We start from the raw sequence: 17106 nt of genomic DNA, 5'->3' as shown, positions 1-17106 counted from the left end.
CTGTACATCAGGATCCCCCCTCCGGCTGCTCAGCCCGATAGAGGGAGGACTCGACCTCGACGGCGCGGTCGAGCTCCCGCCAGTGGGCACGCAGGGCCTCCACCCGGGGGTCGCCGGAGGCGTCGGCGAGCGTGGCGGTCTCGAGATACTCGTCCAGACCGTGAGCGCCGAACAGGTCGGCCGCACCGGTGTCGCGCCGCACCGTGAAGCTGTCGGAAGAGCCGCTGAGACCCGGCGAGCCGTTGCCCGACAGGCCGTTGCCGACCGGATCGTCACGATGCCGCAGCTGTGCGAGCTGGGTGCCGTCGTCGAGTTGCGGCTCCACCGGGCTCCCGACCGTGAGCAGCGACTCCACCCGGTACTCCCCCTCGGCGGCGAGGAACGACCCGATCAACCCGCCCTGGGAGTAGGCGACCACGTCGACCGCGTCGCCCGGTTCGGCGCCGGATGCGGCGAGGGCCTTCCGCACCGCCTCGTACGACGCGGACGTGCGGCGCTGGTCGTACATCCGCAGGTTCGAGTTCCCGTCCCACGGCTCGGACGTGCCGCCGGCGCGCTGCCGCGTGCCGTCGATGAACACCATGAAGCGCTGTTCCCCGCCCGGCATCGCGAACCGGTCCACCCGCACCTGGGCCGAGGATCCGTACGGCAGGCGCCGCACCGCCGCGGCCAGGTCTCGCGGGGCTCCGGCGGCGGTGCCGCCGATGCGCTGCACCGACACCGCCGGCGCCGGGCCCTCGAGCCTCGAGCCTGGGGCGAGCACTCCCCGTCCGCGGTGATCGACCTCGCCGATCGCCCAGCGCTCCGCGCCGAAGGCGGCCCCCGCCGCGACCGTCGCGAGGAGGGGCAGCAGATACGCCCCGGCAACCGCCACACCGGGCCCGAGCACCGGGGACCACTCGGCCGCCGCCCTCCGGAGCGCGAGCGGATCGGCGTCGAACCTCTGCTCCTCCCACTGCGCCATCAGATGGGCGGCCATCCTCCCCACGGTCGGATCGGATGCCGCGAGCGCATCGATGCGCGCCTGCAGTCCGGGGTCGGCGCCGCCGGGTTCCTCCATGCGCTGACGGGCGGCGAGGTCGACCAGCTCGAAGGCGTCGGCCATCAGGCGCACCCCGTGCGCATCGGCGTCGCAGCGCGCTGCCAGGTCGCCGAGCGCCGCGATCGCCGCCGCCGGCTCCCCGGGATCGACCCGCGCGCTCAGCGCCGCCGAGGTCGACAGCGCCTCGCAGGCGCGCCGGATCGCGTCCGCCGCCTCCGTGAGCGTCCTCCCGACGCCGGCGATGCGCGAGGCGACCTCGCGCATCGCGCCGGTGTCGACCGCGATCGCCCCGCCCGACGTGATCTCGAGGTCGCCGCTCATCGGCACGCCTCCTCCAGCGACCAGGCGGTCCGCTGCACGGCGCCGCTCTGCGCCAGCACCTGATCCACCGTCTCGTCGAGCCGGCGATGCAGCATCCGCACCCCTTTCGCCTTCCAGTCGCTCGCCACGGCGAGCGCATGCGACTCGGCGCCGGCACGCGTCAGCAGGTCGAGCGCCTCCCGGAGCGCCCGGGAGGCGACAGCCTGAGCCCAGAGGTCTTCCACGGCCCACGCTTCGGCCGCCACGACGGAATACATGGCTCCAGAGTGCGCGGCGAGCCGCCGCCGCACATACCGGGACCACCCCGACGGGGAGAACTCGGGATGAACAGAGCATGTGCGCGGAGAGTCGATGACATCTCCGCGATGCACAATGGATCAATGACCGACTCGAACCCGTATCGCGTCGTCTTCGTGTGCACCGGCAACATCTGCCGCTCCCCGATGGCGGAGGTCGTGCTCCGCGCCCTCGCCGAGGAGCACGGCCTCGGCTCCCGCCTGCTGTCGCGCAGCGCCGGCACCGGCGACTGGCATCTCGGCGAGCATGCCGATCAGCGCACCGTCGACGCGCTCGCCCGGCGCGGCTACGACGGCTCGGCACATCGCGCGAAGCAGTTCTCGCAGGCGTCCTTCGCCGACAACGACCTCGTCGTCGCCCTCGACCGCACGCACGAGAGGATCCTGCGCGAGTGGGCGCGCTCCGAGGACGACGAGGGCAAGGTCACCCTGCTGCGCGGATTCGACGCGCACGCGTCGAGCATGGACGTGCCCGACCCGTACTACGCGGGCCCCGAGATGTTCGATTCGGTGCTCGATATGATTGAGAGCGCGACCCGCGGGCTGTTCCGGCAGCTCGAGCCGGCGCTCCGACTCCCCCGCACGTCGCCCCGCGTCTGAGGGGCCCGATCAGGAGGAACTCCCCTGACTGCCCAGCCCGCCCTTCCCATCCAGCCGCTCAGTCCGCTCGACGGCCGCTACCGCGCGGCGACGTCGGGCCTCGCCGACTTCCTCTCCGAGGCCGGCCTCAACCGCGCCCGCGTGGAGGTCGAGGTCGAGTGGATCATCGCGCTCACCGACCGCGGCCTCTTCGGGACCGCACCGCTGGCCGAGTCTGACAAGGAGCGGCTGCGCGCCCTCTACCGCGACTTCGGGCAGGCCGAGATCGACTGGCTCGCCGAGAAGGAGGCCGTCACGCGTCACGACGTGAAGGCCGTCGAGTACCTCGTGCGCGACCGCCTCTCCGCCCTGGGCCTCGACGCGATCGCCGAGCTGACGCACTTCGCCTGCACGAGCGAGGACGTGAACTCGGCCTCGTACGCGCTCACCGTCAAGCGCGCGGTCGAGGGCGTCTGGCTCCCGGCTCTCGACACCGTCATCGCCACGCTGCGCGAGCTGGCCGGGGCCCACGCCGACGCCCCGATGCTCTCGCACACCCACGGCCAGCCGGCGACGCCCTCGACCATGGGCAAGGAGCTCGCGGTGTTCGCCTGGCGCCTCGAGCGCGTGCACGCCCAGATCGCGGCATCCGAGTACCTCGCCAAGTTCTCCGGTGCGACCGGTACGTGGTCGGCGCACCTGTCCGCCGATCCCGATGCGGACTGGCCGACGATCGCCCGCGAGTACATCGAGGGCATGGGCATCGGATTCAACGTGCTGACGACCCAGATCGAGTCGCACGACTGGCAGGTCGAGCTGTACGACCGGATCCGCCACGCCGGCGGCATCCTGCACAACCTCGCCACCGACATGTGGACCTACATCTCGATGGGCTACTTCGCCCAGATCCCCGTCGCCGGCGCGACGGGATCGTCGACGATGCCGCACAAGATCAACCCGATCCGGTTCGAGAACGCCGAGGCGAACCTCGAGCTCTCGGCGGCGCTGCTCGGCTCGCTGTCGCAGACGCTCGTCACCAGCCGGATGCAGCGCGACCTCACCGACTCCACCACGCAGCGCAACATCGGCGTGGCCCTCGGGCACTCGCTGCTCGCGCTCGACAACCTGCGCCGGGGCCTCGGCGAGGTGTCGCTCTCGCGCGATGTGCTGCTCGCCGACCTCGACGCCAACTGGGAGGTGCTGGCGGAGGCGATCCAGACCGTGATCCGCGCCGAGGTCGTCGCCGGGCGCTCGACCATCGCCGACCCGTACGCCCTGCTCAAGGAGCTCACCCGGGGGCACCGCGTCGGGGCGCCCGAGCTCGCCGCGTTCGTCGAGGGCCTCGAGATCGGCGACGCCGCGAAGCAGCGCCTGCTCGCCCTCACCCCGGCGGGATACACCGGCCTCGCGGAACGGCTCGCGAAGCGCCCCTGACCCCGCGGTCGCGCGAAGAGGCCGCTCCGGATCGGTCCGGGGCGTCCTCTTCGCGCTCCGGCCGGACTACGCTCGATGCCGTGGACAGCGTCGAGCTCATCGCGGCCCGTCTCCCCCAGCGCCGCACGGGGAGCCGCTACCGGACCGACGAGGTCGACGACCTCCTCGACCGCTGCATCGCGGCTCTGCAGTCGTGGGAGCAGGGCCGCCCGGCGACGCTGCGCAGCGACGAGATCATCCGGACGGAGCTCCCCACCGCCGGAGGCGCTGCGACCGGTTACGACGCGGATGCCGTCGACGACCTCCTCGACCGCGTCGCGCTGCAGCTCCGCGCGAAGGAGCCCCGGGCGGCCGAGCCCCTCGTGGCGCAGCCGCCCGGAGACACCGTGGGCAACCGCGTCTTCGCACGGGTCGTCGGCGGCGTCGGCGTGGTCGCGGTGGCGGTGGGCGTCGTGTACCTCGTGTTCCGACTCGGCGGCTGATCTCCGGATCGCTCGCGCGATCATCCCGCGGATGGCGCCCCTTCGTCGTCCATGGCGCCGTCCTTCGGCATCAGCGCCGCCGCGACGAGGGTGAGCACCGCGGTGATCGCGACTCCGATGAAGACCCAGGTCGAGGCCGAGATGATCGTCGCCGGGTCGTCGGGTCCGGCTCCGCGGGTGATGACCGCGTTGGAGATCGCTCCGAAGACGGCGACGCCGACGGCGCTGCCCGCGGAGCGCGCGAACGCGTTCATGCCCGTGACGGCCCCGCGCTCTCCCCAGCCGACGGACGACTGCGCCGCGATGAGGGTCGGCGCGGCGCTCCACCCCAGTCCGAAGCCGAGCACGAAGGAGATCGCCGCGATCGTCGCGGGCGTGGGCCAGGGCGACACCGCCGCCAGCGCGATGGCGGCGACCGTGGCGATCGAGAGGCCGATCAGGGCAGTGCGCCGGAATCCGATCCGCAGGTAGAGCCGTCCCACGTTCGCCGCGGCGATCGGCCACCCGAGCGTGAGCGCGGCGACCGCGAGGCCCGACAGCAGCGGCGCGAGGCCGATCGACCCCTCGAGGTAGGCCGGCGCGAAGCTCGTGATGCCGATCATGACCGCGCCGACGCCCAGCGAGACGAGCGTCGTCGTGAGGATCAGCCGCCGGGAGACGAGGCGCAGGTCGACGATCGGCTCCGCGGCGCGGCGCTCCACGAAGGCGAAGACCACGAGCGAGACGACTCCGACGCCGAAGCACACCGCGCTGGGTGCCGAGATCCACTCCCAGGCGTTGCCGCCCTCGAGCATGCCGAGGATCAGGCCCGTCAAGCCGGCCGTCAGCAGCACGGCCCCCGCGTAGTCGATCCGATGCCGATGCTTCTCGGTCTGCTCGTGGTACTTCCGCAGCAGCATCCAACCGGCCAGCCCGCAGAGCGGGATGTTCACGAAGAAGATCCAGCGCCAGGCGTCGAGCTGCGCGAAGAGGCCGCCGAGCGCGGGGCCGACGACCGAGGACACCGCCCAGACGCTCGCGATGTAGCCCTGCACCTTCGCCCGCTCGGCGACCGTGTAGATGTCGCCGACGATCGTCATCGACATCGGCGCGACGGCGCCGGCGCCCAGCCCCTGCACCACACGGAACACGATGAGCGCGGTCATGCTCCACGCGAAGCCGCAGAGCACCGATCCGAGCAGGAACAGCCCGATCCCGAGCATGATGATCGGCTTGCGGCCCACGGTGTCGGCGAAACGGGAGTAGATCGGCACGCTCACGGCCTGGGCGAGCAGGTACACGGAGAAGAGCCACGGGAACTGCTGATAGCTGCCGAGGTCGCGCACGATGCTCGGCACCGCCGTCGCGAGGATGGTCGCGTCGATCGCGATGAGGCCCGTCGAGAGCATCAGCGCCCCGAGGATCGGACCGCGTTCGGAGCGCAGTCCGACGGAGGCGCGAGTGGCGGAGGATGTCACTCCACCCACAATACGATCCGGCGCCCCACTATTCCGCCGATCCGGCGATCGGGGCTGGCGTCGACGCGGAACGCAGGGGATGCTGGACGAGGGAGGACGCATGCGGGACACCGGTATCAGGGCGCTGCAGACGGCAGCCGTCGCCGTCGCGTTCGCGCTCGCGCTGTCCGGATGCTCCGCCGCCCCGGATCCCCCAGCGACCTCGACGGAGAACGCACCCCCGGAGACGCTCGCCTCCGGGCTGAAGGTCCCCTGGTCGGTGGTGCCGGTCGAGGGGGGAGGCGCGCTCATCTCCCAGCGCGACGAGGGGAACGTGCTCGAGCTCACCCCCGATCGCGAACTGCGCGTCGCCGGCGCGCTGCCCGACGTCTCCGCCGGAGGCGAAGCAGGCCTGAACGGACTCGCCGTGCACGAGGAGGGCGGCGTCCGCTGGCTGTACGCCTATCATGCGACGGCCGACGACAACCGCGTCGTGCGGATGCCCCTCACCGGTGAGCCCGGCTCTCTCTCCCTCGACCTCGCGCGCGAGGAGGTCGTGCTCCGCGGCATCCCCGTGTCGGCGAACCACAACGGCGGGCGGATCGCCTTCGGACCGGACGGCATGCTCTACGTCGCGACCGGCGACGCCGGGCAGCGCGAGGCCTCCCAGGACCCCGCCTCGCTGAGCGGCAAGATCCTTCGCCTCTCCCCCGACGGCTCACCCGCGCCGGGCAATCCTGGCGGCACGGCGGTCTACAGCCTCGGGCACCGCAACGTGCAGGGTCTCGCCTGGTCGGCCGACGGCACCCTGTGGGCGAGCGAGTTCGGACAGGACACGTGGGACGAGCTGAACCGCATCGTACCGGGAGGCAACTACGGCTGGCCGCTGCACGAGGGCGTCGCCGGCGCCGACGGGTTCGTCGACCCCGTGCGGGCGTGGAAGCCTTCGGAGGCGAGCCCGAGCGGCATCGCGGTGTACGACGGCGGAACCGTGCTCGTCGCCGGGCTGCGGGGCGAGCGCCTCTGGATCGTGGACGGGTCCGATCCGTCGAGCGCCTGGGCGACGTTCACCGGAGAGTTCGGCCGGCTGCGCGACGTCGTCGCCGGACCACGGGGATCGATCTGGGTGCTCACGAACAACACCGACGGACGGGGAAGCCCGGAGAAGGGGGACGACCGTCTTCTTCAGGTGACGCTGCCGGAGGGGTGACCCCGGCGCGCGATCACTTGGCCGGACCGCCGGAGCCGCCCTCGACCTCTGAGCCGTCGGCGTTGCGCAGCGGGCCCGACGCGGGGGCGTCGGGAGTCTGCTCGTCGTAGAGCACCGGCTTGTCGATCGTCTTGACGACGTCGGCCGGGTTGACGGCGAGCATCAGCATCGAGAGCCCGATGAGGGTGATGATGAAGGCCGAGCCGGCGACGATCAGCGCAAGGGTGATCGGCGGCAGACCGCGATAGGTGCCGTTCGCGATCGCGGTGTTCACGCGGTCGGTGAAGGCGCCGGTGGAGACGAGCACGACGAGCCCGGCGAAGATCCCCGCCGCCAGGGCGAGGCCGACCAGGTGCAGCGGCCGCAGGATCTCACGGCGGGTCGGTTTGTCGTCGGTCATGACACTCCTCCACGATCGGCCTCGGCGACGCTCGGGGCGTCCGAGGCGTCCGCCGGCTGCTCCTTCGGCCGCGGGCTGAGCCCCGCGATGGCCAGCTGCACGGCGACGATGGCGGCGTAGCCGCCGAAGATGCCGACGGCCACGATGATGCCGGTCAGCGAGAAGGTGCCCGCGCCGTCGATCGTGTACGTCTGGTTCAAGGTCTGCGGGACGATGAGCAGCACGAGCGCGAGCAGGAGGCTCAGCGACCCGGTGATCACCTGGTCCTTCGCGCCGTCCTCGCCGCGGTGACGCAGGCCGGCGACGAGCTCGGTGATGCCGGTGCCCACGGCCCAGGCGATGAGCACGACGAAGAACAGCCCCGCGGTGCGCCAGGCGGGGACCCCTGCGGCCATGCCCGCGGCGAGCGAGATCAGGCCGAGGACGAAGGACGGCCACCGGCGCCCGGCGGGGTAGACCAGCCAGGCCGCGAGGATCAGCACGAGAGCCGAGGAGATCGCGAAGCCGGCGAAGGCGGCGAGCCCGATGGCCGCGGAGTGATCGGGCGAGAAGGTGATCATCAGCGCCACGACGGCCATCAGAGCGGCACGGACCAACTGCACGTGGCGCACGCTGAACGAACGGGAAGGGGCGGGCATGAGTCCTCCGGGGATCCGTCCCAGTCTACGCGCCGCGCAGGAGTGTCCATGGCCCGGTGATCACTCCCCAGTGAGAACACCGGGCCACGGACTCGCAGGTTGCGGGGGCCGCTGCGGGGTCGGCGTAGGCCGGTGCGGACGCGAACGGCTTCTCCCCAGAAGAACCCTTCATCGCGAACGCGTGCTCACTGTATCGGAACGCCGTCTGCGCCCCCTCCAGATCGGCTGTGAATGAGGACCGGCGGATCTCCGCCCCGAGCGCCCTTCTGCTCACAGCGGAAAGCCTGTCGTCGGCCGAGGACCGCGACGTACCGTGAAGCATGGCCGACATCGTTCCGTTCCCCCGCACTCCCCGCGAGCCCGAGCCGCTCTGGCGCCACCTGGTCGGCGCGGAGCTGCGCCGACGTCGCCATGAGCTCGGCGGCACCCTCACCGAGACGGCGGATGCCGCGGGCGTCTCCCCGCAGTACCTGTCGGAGATGGAGCGCGGCCTCAAGGAGCCCTCGAGCGAGATGATCGCCGCCGTCGCCGGTGCGCTCGACCTCACGCTGCTCGAGCTGACCAGCGCGGTGGCCGGCGCCCTCTCCCCGGCCGCCGCCGAGCCGGCACGCCAGCCCGGCGCCTTCGCCCTCGCGGCCTGAGCCCCGCGGACGCCCCGCGGACCGGGCGCCGCCATCGCCACGGTCCGCGATCCGGACTCAGCGCGGGCCGAGCACCTGGTCGATCACGCCGTACTCCACGGCGCCGGTCGCGGTGAGCACGCGGTCGCGATCGGTGTCGGCGCGCAGCTGCTCCACCGTGCGACCGGTGTGCCGGGCGAGCACGTCCTCCATCTGCCCCCGCACCCGCACCACCTCGTCGGCCGCGAGGATGAGATCGGGCACGGCTCCGCGGGTCTGCGCCGCGGGCTGGTGCAGCACGATCCGCGCGTGCGGCAGCGCCGACCGCGTTCCGGGCGCCCCGGCCGCGGCGAGGAGGGCGCCGACGCCGATCGCCTGGCCGACCACGGTGGTCGTCACCCGCGGGCGGATGTGCTGCATGGTGTCGTAGATCGCCAGCGCCGCACTCGGATCGCCTCCGGCGCAGTTGATCGAGAACTGCACGTCGCTGTCCGGCGCGTCCGCGTCGAGGTGGAGCAGCTGCGCGATGATCGTGTTCGCGACGCCCGCGTCCACCTCCGTGCCGAGATAGACGATCCGCTCCGCGAGCAGATGGGAGTACACGTCCATGATCCGGTCGCCGCGCGGATGCTGCGCCACGACGTTCGGGATCGTGTAGCCGCTCATGCCACCTCCTCCGTCCCGAGGCCGATACGGGCGCGCTTGCGCGGGTAGACGTCGACGAGAGAGGCTGCGACGCCGTCGATGAACCCGTAGTCGAGAGCCTCGTCGACCGTGTACCAATGGTCGTGCAGCGAGTCCTCGAAGACCTTCTCCCGCGGCTGGCCGGTGTCGTCGGAGATGATCCCGAGCACGGTGTCGCGCATGTGGCGCAGGTCGTCGGCCTGCACCTCGATCTCCACCGCGGAGCCGCCGATGCCGGCCGACCCCTGGTGCAGCAGGATCCGGGCGTGCGGCAGAGCCCGCCGCTTGCCCTTCGTCCCGGCGGACAGCAGGAACTGCCCGGCGCTGCACGCGAGGCCGAGGGCGAGGGTCGCGACGTCGTTGGGGATCATCCGCATCACGTCGCGGATCGCGAGCATCGAAGGCACGGACCCTCCGGGCGAATGGATCCACAGCGAGATGTCCGCGGCGGGGTCCTCGGCGGCGAGCGCGAGCAGCTGGGTCATGAGCAGGGTGCCGTTGTCGTCGTCGAGCACCCCGTCGAGCACGAGGACGCGCTCGTGATAGAGGGCCCGCCGGGCATCCGGCCCGAACTGGGGTACGGCTTTCTCTTCGGTCATGGTCCCAGCCTGCGCGGGCCCGGCTCCCCGCGCTCCGGAATCCGCCCCCGGCGGATCCGCCCAGAGCAGCAGGGCTCCGTGCGGACGCCACCCCCATCCGGGGGTACCCGTACGCCCCGACGGGGACATGATGGAATCAGCACGAAGGAGTTCGACGATGAGCACACGCCCCGCCACCGCTGCGACCACTGCGATCCGCGAGATGCGCGACTTCCTGTTCGCCCACGCGACCGACTACGAAGGCGCCCGCGCGGGTTTCCGCTGGCCCGACCCGGAGGAGTTCAACTTCGCCCTGGAGTGGTTCGACGTGGTGGCCGCGGAGACGCCCGACCGGCCGGCCGTGCAGATCGTCTCCGCCGACCTCAGCATGCGCAGCTGGACCTACGGCGACCTCTCGGCCCGCTCCGACCAGGTGGCGAACTGGCTGCGCTCGATCGGCATCCGCCGCGGCGACCACCTGATCGTCATGCTCGGGAACCAGATCGAGCTGTGGGAGGTGATGCTGGCGATCACCAAGATCGGCGCGGTGTCGATCCCCACCTCCACGCTGCTGAGCGCCGACGACCTCGCCTACCGCGCCGCGCACGGCCGTGCCAGGGCGGTCGTCACCGCACCCGAGCTGGCCGACCGTCTCGCCGGGATCCCGGACGACGTGCTGCGGATCGGCGTGGGGGCGGATGCCCCGGCCGGATGGCACGCCTTCACCGCCGCCCAGGACGCCGACCGGGAGTTCACTCCGGACGGGCCGACCCCCGCCTCCGACACCTGCCTGCTGTACTTCACCTCCGGAACCACCAGCCGCCCCAAGCTGGTGCGGCACACGCACAAGTCCTACCCGATCGGGCACCTGTCCACGATGTGGTGGCTGGGCGTGCGTCCCGACGACGTGCACCTCAACATCTCCTCGCCGGGATGGGCGAAGCACGCCTGGTCGAACTTCTACTCCCCCTTCCTCGCCGAGGCGACCGTGTTCGTCTACAACTACGACCGTTTCGACGCGAACACGCTGATGTCGGTGATGGACGTCCACCGGGTCTCGACCTTCTGCGCACCGCCCACGGTGTGGCGCATGCTGATCCAGGCGGACCTCACCCGTCTCACGCACCCTCCGCGCGAGCTCGTCGGCGCGGGCGAGCCCCTGAACCCCGAGGTGATCGGACGCGTGCGCGACGCCTGGGGCGGCACGATCCGCGACGGGTTCGGCCAGACCGAGATGACCTGCTGCATCGGCAACTCCCCGGGGCAGCCGGTGAAGGACGGCTCGATGGGCCGGCCGCTCCCCGGCTATCCGGTGGTGCTCGTCGACCCCGCGACGGGACTCCTGGCGGAGCGGGAGGGCGAGATCTGCCTCGACCTCGCCCAGGCGCCGCTCGGGCTCATGACCGGATACTTCGAGGACCCGGAGAAGACCGCAGAGTCGCGCGAGGGCGGCTATCACCACACCGGAGACATCGCGGTGCGCGACGACGAGGGCTACCTCACCTACATCGGCCGTGCGGACGACGTGTTCAAGGCCTCCGACTACAAGATCTCCCCGTTCGAGCTGGAGTCCGTGCTGCTCGAGCACGACGACGTGATCGAGGCGGCCGTCGTGCCGAGCCCGGATCCGACCCGGCTGGCCGTGCCGAAGGCCTACGTCTGCCTGACCGCGGCCGCGCAGGCCGACCCCTCGGCCGCGGCGACGGCGATCTTCGGCTATGCCCGCGAGCGCCTCTCGTCGCACCTCTGGGTGCGCATCATCGAGTTCGTGCCGGAGCTCCCGAAGACCATCTCGGGCAAGATCCGCCGCGTCGAACTGCGCGCCCGTGAGGCCGAGAGGGTCGCCGCGGGCACGGCGGAGGGCCAGTACCTCGACCGCGACCACCGCTGAGCGGCGACCGGGGCCGAAGCCTCAGAAATCGGAGATGACCAGCTTCTTCATCCCGAGCATCCGCTGGTAGGCGCCGGGGCGCGAGAGCAGCTCGCCGACGTTCGACGGCACGATCTGCCAGCTGACGCCGAAGCGATCGGCGAGCCAGCCGCACTGCTCGGCCTCCGGCACGGCGGAGAGAGCCTCCCAGAGCCGGTCGATCTCCGCCTGGTCGTCGCAGCGGACCTCGAACGAGACACCGCAGGTGAACGACGCGGCCTGTTCGCTGCCGGAGTCCATCGCCGCGAACCACTGGCCCGCGAGCATGAACTCGCCGAACATCAGGGCGCCCGCCACGGCTGGCCCCATCGCCTCCGGGTAGGGCGCGGTGGTCCCGGTGGCGGAGTCGGGGAACAGACCGGTGTAGAGCCGGATGGCCTCCGCCGCGCGGTTCTGCGCATCGGAGCCGAAGAGCAGGCTCGGGATCAGGAACGGCCGGGGCTCGCCGCGGGGGTCGGTGAGCATCAGCTGCCAGGTCATCCCGTAGCGGTCCTGCACCCAGCCGTAGTGTGCGCTGTGCGGATAGGACGACAGCGGCATGAGCACGGTGCCGCCCTCGGCGAGCGCGGCCCAGACCCGGTCGAGCTCGGCCTCGGCCGCCGCGTCACCGCCGTGCGCCACCGGATCGAAGTTCAGCAGGAAGGAGATCGACGGGTTGATCGGGAACTCCGGCCCGGCGTTGATCAGGGTGAACCGAAAGTCGCCGATGGTCACGTCGACCGTCACCGGCAGGCCGGCGAAGGAACGCTGGAACTCCGGCAGGTCCCCGGGGGGATACCGTCCGGTCACGACGCTCCGGGCGTCGGGGAAGACCGAGGCGTAGAAGGCACCGGCCTCCTCCGCATCGTGGTCGCACCACAGGTTGGGGATGATCCGCTGCATGTCCGCTCCTCCGTCTCGCCCCCTGCACCAGCATCCTCCCGGGGGAGGCCGCCGGCAAGAGGGTCAGGCGACCGCGGTCTTGACCGTGCCGGTCACCGCGCTCGGCTTGGCGACGGGCTCCGCCACGACCGCAGCCGGCGCCTCGACGACCTCGGCCACCGGACGCGCCACGGAGCGCAGCACGCCCCGTGCGACGACCCCGAGGACCAGGCCGGCGACGAGGGCCGCGACGGCCACGATCGCCGGGATCCAGAAGCTCGCGAAGGACGCCGAGAGGCTGAGCATCGCCCCGACGATCCAGATCCCCGCGGCTCCACCGGCCATCCCGGCCGCGCTCCGGGCGAGCGCGACGCCCGCGACGGCGGCGCAGATCACGGCGACGGCCGCCCCCACGATGCCGATCGGCACGAAGATGGATGCCAGCATGTTTGCCATTGCCAACGACGACATGATCAAACCCCCCGATTTGTCATCTTTCTCACACCTGTGCGCGGTGTTCCTCGACGCACCCCCTGTGCATCTGGTACCAGGCTACGCGCCGGATTCGCAGCGGCACATCATCCTAGAGAACGATCTGGTATCAACCCGCGGAACGATCAGCGCCGCCCGGTGAACAGCCGGCGTCGACGCGACGGCGTGATCACGACGGGGATCGGGGCGGTGACGACCGCATCGACCACCATCGACCCGTCGACGGGTCCGACGACCGCGATCGGCGTGGTCTCGGTGGTGAACTCGGGGTTCACCGGCATCCTCGAGAGGCGACGGTGCGCGCTCGCGTAGGCGGGGATCAGCAGCAGGATGGCGCCGACCCAGGCGAGCGGGTTGCTCAGCGCGACCCCGAAGAACTCCCACGCGGCCCCGAGCGCGACAGCCGCCACGACGCGCGCGACCAGCTCGATCACGCCCGTGATCGTGGGGATCAGCGACTGCCCGAGCCCCTGCAGCGCGCCGCGCAGCACGAAGAGCACGCCGAGGGTGCTGTACGTGACGCCGTTGATGAGCAGCATCTGGTGGGCCATCCCGACCACGTCGTCGGCGCCGTCCCCGACGAACAGGCGCACCATCGGCGCACCGAACGCCACCATCAGGCCGCCGAGCACGAGCGAGGCGACCACGGCGATCCACACCGCCTCCTTCACCCCGCGGCGGATGCGGTCGGGGCGCCGGGCGCCGAGGTTCTGCGCGGTGTACATGCTGGCGGCGAGACCGAGCGAGGCGAGGAGGGCGCTGGCCAGCCCGTCGACACGGGAGGCCGCGGTGTACGCGGCGACGGCGTCGGGGCCGATCGCATTGAGCGCGACCTGCACCGTGAGCGCGCCGATCGCGATGATCGACGCCTGGAAGCCCATCGGGAGTCCGAGGCGGAGGTGCTCGGCGACGTCGGCGCGGGTCACTCTCCAGTCCTCCCGCCGCACGTGGAGCATCGGGAGGCGTCGGCGCACGTACTCCAGGCACAGCAGCACCGAGACGGCCTGCGCGACGACGGTCGCGAGGGCCGCTCCGCCGACGCCCCAGCCGAGCGGCCCGACCATGAGGATCACCAGCCCGACGTTCAGCGCGCAGGACAGCGAGAGGAAGATGAGGGGCGTGCGGGAGTCGCCGATCGCGCGGATGATCGCGGAGAGGTAGTTGAAGAACATCACCGCGCTGCCGCCCACCAGGCTCACCTGCGTGAACACCGTGGCCTCGTGGAGCAGCTCCGGCGGCGTCTGCATGAGCTGCAGGATCGGCCCCGCGATCAGCGGTCCCCCGATCGTGAGCACCACGCTCGCGGCGGCGGTCAGCAGGGTCCCGGTGGCGACCGAGCGTCGCACGCCGCGCTCGTCGCGGGCACCGAAGGCCTGCGCGGTGGGGATCGCGAAGCCGCTCGACATGCCCCAGGCGAAGCCGATGAGCAGGAAGATGAGGCTCCCGGTGGCGCCGACCGCGGCGAGGGAGTTCACGCCGAGGTGGCGGCCGACCACGATCGTGTCGGCGAACTGGTACAGCTGCTGCACGACGTTGCCGATGAGCAGCGGCACGGCGAAGGAGAGGATGACGCGCCAAGGGCGCCCTGTGGTGAGGGTGGTTGCCATGAGGTTCGGGGTTCGGAACGGCGGTCGGATGCGCGGCATCCGGTCGGCATGCGGTATCGGGGCCCGTCGCGGGGGTGAAACACGACGACCGGCGCCGCGAGGGGTCTCGGCACCGGTGGATCAATTGTATCGAATCGATTCGGAGAACATCCAGGGGCGCGGTGAGGAAAGTCATCGGAAGTCCATACGGATTCCTCCGCCGGCAGCGGCCCCGGGCACCTGGCGGTCGGCGAAGATGGGGGGATGCACATCGAGCGATCCGGGTCGGGCACGCGGGTCCTGCTGCTGCACGGCGCCGGCGTCGCAGGCTGGATGTGGCGCCCCGTGCGGGAGCTGCTGGGCGCAGATGGCGACCCCGTCGAGACGATCGTGCCCGACCTCCCCGGCCACGGCCGCAGCTCCGCCGAGCCGTACGTCTCGCACTCCGAGACCCTTGCCGCGCTCGCACCCCTCCTCGCCGAGGGGCCGCTCCACGTGGTGGGCTTCTCCCTCGGCGCCCAGCTCGCGCTGGAGCTCGCGTCCCGGCATCCCGATCTGATCCGCAGCGCGACGATCGTGAGCGGATCCACCCTGCCCTCGAAGGGCGAGTGGATCGCGGCCGGCGTCGTCCGCGCCGCGATGCCCCTCGCCCGGCGGATGCGGTTCGCGCGGCGTCAGGCCGCCGAGATGTCGATCCCCGCAGACCTCGTGGACGACTTCGTGCGCGACAGCGGCACGCTCGGCACGGAGTCGCTCGTCACGGCGTTCCGGGAGAACATGCGCTTCGCACTGCCCGAGGGCTGGGCCCGCTACCCCGGCCCCGCGCACGTGATGGTGGGCGAGCGCGAGCTGCGCGCGGTCCACCGCTCGGCGGCGCACACCCACGCCGCCCTGCCGCACAGCACGCTCGAGACCGTGCCGGCCTGCGCGCACGACGTGCCGTTCACGCGCCCCGACACCGTGGTGCGCGCTCTGCGCGCCGGGATCGTCGCCGCCTGAGCCGAGGCCACCGGGGTGGGCGGCCTTCTCGCGCACCCATGGGAACCGCCGGTTGCGCTCCGCCCGGGATGCGGGATCATGGTAGTCGTGCCTCCGACTCCCCGTACCGCCGGCGCCGAGGCCTCGACGCCGAGCACTCCGGATCCGGCACACGGCGTCGCCGGGGAGGAGACGGCGGCCGGACGATACATCCGGTTCCAGTCCGTCACCGCCACCGAGGCGGGCATCAACCCCGGGGTCTTCTTCCTGACCGGCGAGCTGGGCCGGGCGGGGCTTCTCGCGCCCGAGGACGAGCGGCAGTGGCAGACGGCGAACGAGTGGTACGACGCGCACTGCACGGATCCGTCGACGGTCGACCCGTCGCTGTACACGCGATATCCGCGGGCCGCATGCTGGTTCCGCGCCGAGGCCGGGGTCGTGCTCGACCGGATCGCCCTCTACCTGGACATCCTGGACAGGTACGGCGTGCCGTACGAGAGACGCGAGTCCTTCCGGCCCGGCCGCGTCGTCTACAGCGACGACACCCAGGTGGTGGTCACCCCCTGATGGAGGTCAGCCCTCGTCGACGAGAACGGCGGGGCGCTGCGCCCCGGTCGCGCGGTCTCGGTCGCCGGTCATTCCGCACCTCCGTGCGGTGGGCGCCGCGCGTCGTATCGTGCACGGGACCGCTCGATCTCGCCGTGGTGTGCGATCGCCCAGTCGCCGATCGTGCGGGCGATCACCACCAGCGTCCCGCCCAGGGCGGTGAGCTCGTACTCGACGCGCGGCGGGACCTCGGCATAGGCGGTGCGGGTGATGAGCCCGTCCCGTTCGAGCTGGCGGAGGGTGAGCGTCAGCATCCGCTGAGAGATGCCCGGGATGTGGCGCAGCAGCTCGCTGAAGCGCATGCGCTCCTCGCGCAGCGTGGCGATCACGAGCAGCGACCACTTGTCGCCGACCCTGTCGAGCACGTCGCGGATCGTCCGTCCGACCTCGGGGCCGGCCTCGCAGGAGTGCTCGTAGTCGACGACGCCGCGGTCCCCCGGTGACACCGATGTGCCTTTTGCAGCGTTCATCCGGATGCTCCATCCTTTGATTACTGATCGTAACAAGCACACCATCCATAACCAACAAGGAGACCCATCGGATGCTCGTCGCACTCTGGATCGTGAACGGCCTGCTCGCGCTGATGATGCTCGCCGCCGGGGGCATGAAGCTGCTCACCCCCAAGACCGCCCTCGCTGAGAAGGGCATGGCCTGGACCGAGGACTTCTCGGTCGGCGCCGTCAAGGCCATCGCGGCGGCCGAGGTCCTCGGCGCGGTCGGCCTCATCGCCCCTCTGGCGACCGGCATCCTGCCGGTCCTCGCGCCTCTGGCCGCCGTGGGGCTGGCGATCATCATGATCGGCGCGATCGTCGTGCACATCCGACGGCGCGAGGCGTTCGTCCCCGCGCTGGTCCAGGGGGTCCTCGCGGTCGCCGCCGCCGTGCTGGGCTTCCTCGTCGTCCGGTGAGCGACGGCGAGCCCGCCCTTCGATGA

21 protein-coding genes are annotated in these 17106 nt (G+C 71.6%); 10 read left to right on the top strand and 11 right to left on the bottom strand.

All coding sequences use genetic code 11. The annotated features are described in order from the left end of the window. Positions 1-7: 7 nt before the first annotated feature. Together ABWO84_RS03775 and ABWO84_RS03770 are read right to left on the bottom strand one after the other, a co-directional pair. Positions 8-1363 (bottom strand): lipase family protein, encoded by a 1356-nt coding sequence (locus tag ABWO84_RS03775; protein ID WP_353112682.1) that lies wholly within the window; start codon positions 1361-1363, stop codon positions 8-10. Next, on the bottom strand, positions 1360-1620 hold the full coding sequence (locus ABWO84_RS03770) for a hypothetical protein (protein WP_353112680.1): 261 nt from the start codon (positions 1618-1620) through the stop codon (positions 1360-1362). The genes ABWO84_RS03775 and ABWO84_RS03770 overlap by 4 nt, the downstream gene beginning before the upstream one ends. 123 nt (positions 1621-1743) lie before the next feature. Here ABWO84_RS03770 and ABWO84_RS03765 point away from each other — a divergent pair, with 123 nt between their 5' ends. From ABWO84_RS03765 to ABWO84_RS03755, 3 genes are all read left to right on the top strand, one after another. Continuing rightward, positions 1744-2259 (top strand): low molecular weight protein-tyrosine-phosphatase, encoded by a 516-nt coding sequence (locus ABWO84_RS03765; protein WP_353112678.1) that lies wholly within the window; start codon positions 1744-1746, stop codon positions 2257-2259. 24 nt (positions 2260-2283) lie between these two features. Beyond that, positions 2284-3672 (top strand): adenylosuccinate lyase, encoded by a 1389-nt coding sequence (purB, locus tag ABWO84_RS03760; RefSeq protein ID WP_353113201.1) that lies wholly within the window; start codon positions 2284-2286, stop codon positions 3670-3672. A gap of 80 nt (positions 3673-3752) precedes the next feature. Continuing rightward, positions 3753-4154 carry a DivIVA domain-containing protein gene (locus ABWO84_RS03755; protein ID WP_353112676.1) on the top strand — a complete coding sequence of 134 codons (402 nt, stop codon included), beginning with the start codon at positions 3753-3755 and terminating at the stop codon, positions 4152-4154. 20 nt (positions 4155-4174) lie between these two features. Here the strand turns inward: ABWO84_RS03755 and ABWO84_RS03750 are convergent, their stop codons facing one another. Beyond that, positions 4175-5611, bottom strand: a complete 1437-nt coding sequence (locus ABWO84_RS03750) for an MFS transporter (RefSeq protein ID WP_353112674.1) — start codon at positions 5609-5611, stop codon at positions 4175-4177. Positions 5612-5711: 100 nt separating this feature from the next. Here ABWO84_RS03750 and ABWO84_RS03745 point away from each other — a divergent pair, with 100 nt between their 5' ends. Further along, a complete protein-coding gene (locus ABWO84_RS03745) occupies positions 5712-6800 on the top strand; it encodes a PQQ-dependent sugar dehydrogenase (RefSeq protein WP_353112672.1) in 1089 nt (362 codons plus the stop codon). Positions 6801-6813: 13 nt separating this feature from the next. Here the strand turns inward: ABWO84_RS03745 and ABWO84_RS03740 are convergent, their stop codons facing one another. Then, entirely contained in the window at positions 6814-7200 is a 387-nt protein-coding gene (locus ABWO84_RS03740; protein ID WP_353112670.1) for a hypothetical protein, read from the bottom strand. Then, the gene (locus ABWO84_RS03735) at positions 7197-7802 is read right to left on the bottom strand and encodes an acyl-CoA synthetase (protein ID WP_353112668.1); all 606 of its coding nucleotides are present in this window, start codon (positions 7800-7802) and stop codon (positions 7197-7199) included. Before ABWO84_RS03735 ends, ABWO84_RS03740 begins: the two co-directional genes overlap by 4 nt. A 356-nt stretch (positions 7803-8158) precedes the next feature. Here ABWO84_RS03735 and ABWO84_RS03730 point away from each other — a divergent pair, with 356 nt between their 5' ends. Next, the gene (locus ABWO84_RS03730; protein ID WP_353112666.1) at positions 8159-8479 is read left to right on the top strand and encodes a helix-turn-helix domain-containing protein; all 321 of its coding nucleotides are present in this window, start codon (positions 8159-8161) and stop codon (positions 8477-8479) included. A 57-nt stretch (positions 8480-8536) separates the two neighbouring features. On the opposite strand, the gene ABWO84_RS03725 is transcribed toward ABWO84_RS03730, so the two are convergent. Next, positions 8537-9124 (bottom strand): ClpP family protease, encoded by a 588-nt coding sequence (locus tag ABWO84_RS03725; protein ID WP_353112664.1) that lies wholly within the window; start codon positions 9122-9124, stop codon positions 8537-8539. After that, a complete protein-coding gene (locus ABWO84_RS03720) occupies positions 9121-9741 on the bottom strand; it encodes a ClpP family protease (RefSeq protein WP_353112662.1) in 621 nt (206 codons plus the stop codon). The genes ABWO84_RS03725 and ABWO84_RS03720 overlap by 4 nt, the downstream gene beginning before the upstream one ends. Before the next feature lie 157 nt (positions 9742-9898). Between ABWO84_RS03720 and ABWO84_RS03715 the strand changes: the two genes are divergently transcribed. Beyond that, positions 9899-11611, top strand: a complete 1713-nt coding sequence (locus tag ABWO84_RS03715) for an AMP-binding protein (RefSeq protein WP_502915375.1) — start codon at positions 9899-9901, stop codon at positions 11609-11611. Positions 11612-11632: 21 nt separating this feature from the next. Here ABWO84_RS03715 and ABWO84_RS03710 read toward each other — a convergent pair whose 3' ends face one another. Together ABWO84_RS03710 and ABWO84_RS03705 are read right to left on the bottom strand one after the other, a co-directional pair. Next, on the bottom strand, positions 11633-12532 hold the full coding sequence (locus tag ABWO84_RS03710) for a VOC family protein (RefSeq protein ID WP_353112660.1): 900 nt from the start codon (positions 12530-12532) through the stop codon (positions 11633-11635). 63 nt (positions 12533-12595) lie between these two features. Further along, positions 12596-12958, bottom strand: coding sequence for a hypothetical protein (locus tag ABWO84_RS03705; protein ID WP_353112659.1), 363 nt, complete (start codon positions 12956-12958; stop codon positions 12596-12598). Between ABWO84_RS03705 and ABWO84_RS03700 the strand changes: the two genes are divergently transcribed. After that, complete coding sequence (locus tag ABWO84_RS03700; protein ID WP_353112658.1) at positions 12957-13145, top strand: hypothetical protein; 189 nt, start codon at positions 12957-12959, stop codon at positions 13143-13145. The genes ABWO84_RS03705 and ABWO84_RS03700 overlap by 2 nt on opposite strands. Here ABWO84_RS03700 and ABWO84_RS03695 read toward each other — a convergent pair. After that, positions 13129-14610 (bottom strand): MATE family efflux transporter, encoded by a 1482-nt coding sequence (locus tag ABWO84_RS03695; RefSeq protein WP_353112656.1) that lies wholly within the window; start codon positions 14608-14610, stop codon positions 13129-13131. The genes ABWO84_RS03700 and ABWO84_RS03695 overlap by 17 nt on opposite strands. 243 nt (positions 14611-14853) lie before the next feature. Between ABWO84_RS03695 and ABWO84_RS03690 the strand changes: the two genes are divergently transcribed. Both ABWO84_RS03690 and ABWO84_RS03685 read left to right on the top strand, forming a co-directional pair. Beyond that, a complete protein-coding gene (locus tag ABWO84_RS03690; protein WP_353112654.1) occupies positions 14854-15588 on the top strand; it encodes an alpha/beta fold hydrolase in 735 nt (244 codons plus the stop codon). A 78-nt stretch (positions 15589-15666) separates the two neighbouring features. Continuing rightward, entirely contained in the window at positions 15667-16134 is a 468-nt protein-coding gene (locus ABWO84_RS03685; RefSeq protein ID WP_353112652.1) for a hypothetical protein, read from the top strand. 68 nt (positions 16135-16202) lie between these two features. On the opposite strand, the gene ABWO84_RS03680 is transcribed toward ABWO84_RS03685, so the two are convergent. After that, a complete protein-coding gene (locus tag ABWO84_RS03680; RefSeq protein ID WP_353112650.1) occupies positions 16203-16643 on the bottom strand; it encodes a winged helix-turn-helix transcriptional regulator in 441 nt (146 codons plus the stop codon). Between the two features lie 71 nt (positions 16644-16714). Here ABWO84_RS03680 and ABWO84_RS03675 point away from each other — a divergent pair, with 71 nt between their 5' ends. After that, entirely contained in the window at positions 16715-17080 is a 366-nt protein-coding gene (locus ABWO84_RS03675) for a DoxX family protein (protein ID WP_353112648.1), read from the top strand. Positions 17081-17106: the final 26 nt, after the last annotated feature.

It is taken from the genome of Microbacterium sp. (assembly GCF_040394595.1).
Classification (GTDB): Bacteria; Actinomycetota; Actinomycetes; order Actinomycetales; family Microbacteriaceae; genus Microbacterium.
This window is presented reverse-complemented; position numbering and strand designations above follow the sequence as displayed.

What these genes read in the sequence shown, in the direction of transcription:
- ABWO84_RS03775 (WP_353112682.1), bottom strand. Translation starts at nt 1,363, where the DNA reads ATGAGCGGCGACCTCGAGATCACGTCGGGCGGGGCGATCGCGGTCGAC.
- ABWO84_RS03770 (WP_353112680.1), bottom strand. Translation starts at nt 1,620, where the DNA reads ATGTATTCCGTCGTGGCGGCCGAAGCGTGGGCCGTGGAAGACCTCTGG.
- ABWO84_RS03765 (WP_353112678.1), top strand. Translation starts at nt 1,744, where the DNA reads ATGACCGACTCGAACCCGTATCGCGTCGTCTTCGTGTGCACCGGCAAC.
- ABWO84_RS03745 (WP_353112672.1), top strand. Translation starts at nt 5,712, where the DNA reads ATGCGGGACACCGGTATCAGGGCGCTGCAGACGGCAGCCGTCGCCGTC.
- ABWO84_RS03740 (WP_353112670.1), bottom strand. Translation starts at nt 7,200, where the DNA reads ATGACCGACGACAAACCGACCCGCCGTGAGATCCTGCGGCCGCTGCAC.
- ABWO84_RS03730 (WP_353112666.1), top strand. Translation starts at nt 8,159, where the DNA reads ATGGCCGACATCGTTCCGTTCCCCCGCACTCCCCGCGAGCCCGAGCCG.
- ABWO84_RS03725 (WP_353112664.1), bottom strand. Translation starts at nt 9,124, where the DNA reads ATGAGCGGCTACACGATCCCGAACGTCGTGGCGCAGCATCCGCGCGGC.
- ABWO84_RS03720 (WP_353112662.1), bottom strand. Translation starts at nt 9,741, where the DNA reads ATGACCGAAGAGAAAGCCGTACCCCAGTTCGGGCCGGATGCCCGGCGG.
- ABWO84_RS03715 (WP_502915375.1), top strand. Translation starts at nt 9,899, where the DNA reads ATGAGCACACGCCCCGCCACCGCTGCGACCACTGCGATCCGCGAGATG.
- ABWO84_RS03710 (WP_353112660.1), bottom strand. Translation starts at nt 12,532, where the DNA reads ATGCAGCGGATCATCCCCAACCTGTGGTGCGACCACGATGCGGAGGAG.
- ABWO84_RS03700 (WP_353112658.1), top strand. Translation starts at nt 12,957, where the DNA reads ATGTTTGCCATTGCCAACGACGACATGATCAAACCCCCCGATTTGTCA.
- ABWO84_RS03705 (WP_353112659.1), bottom strand. Translation starts at nt 12,958, where the DNA reads ATGCTGGCATCCATCTTCGTGCCGATCGGCATCGTGGGGGCGGCCGTC.
- ABWO84_RS03695 (WP_353112656.1), bottom strand. Translation starts at nt 14,610, where the DNA reads ATGGCAACCACCCTCACCACAGGGCGCCCTTGGCGCGTCATCCTCTCC.
- ABWO84_RS03690 (WP_353112654.1), top strand. Translation starts at nt 14,854, where the DNA reads ATGCACATCGAGCGATCCGGGTCGGGCACGCGGGTCCTGCTGCTGCAC.
- ABWO84_RS03685 (WP_353112652.1), top strand. Translation starts at nt 15,667, where the DNA reads ATGGTAGTCGTGCCTCCGACTCCCCGTACCGCCGGCGCCGAGGCCTCG.
- ABWO84_RS03680 (WP_353112650.1), bottom strand. Translation starts at nt 16,643, where the DNA reads ATGAACGCTGCAAAAGGCACATCGGTGTCACCGGGGGACCGCGGCGTC.
- ABWO84_RS03675 (WP_353112648.1), top strand. Translation starts at nt 16,715, where the DNA reads ATGCTCGTCGCACTCTGGATCGTGAACGGCCTGCTCGCGCTGATGATG.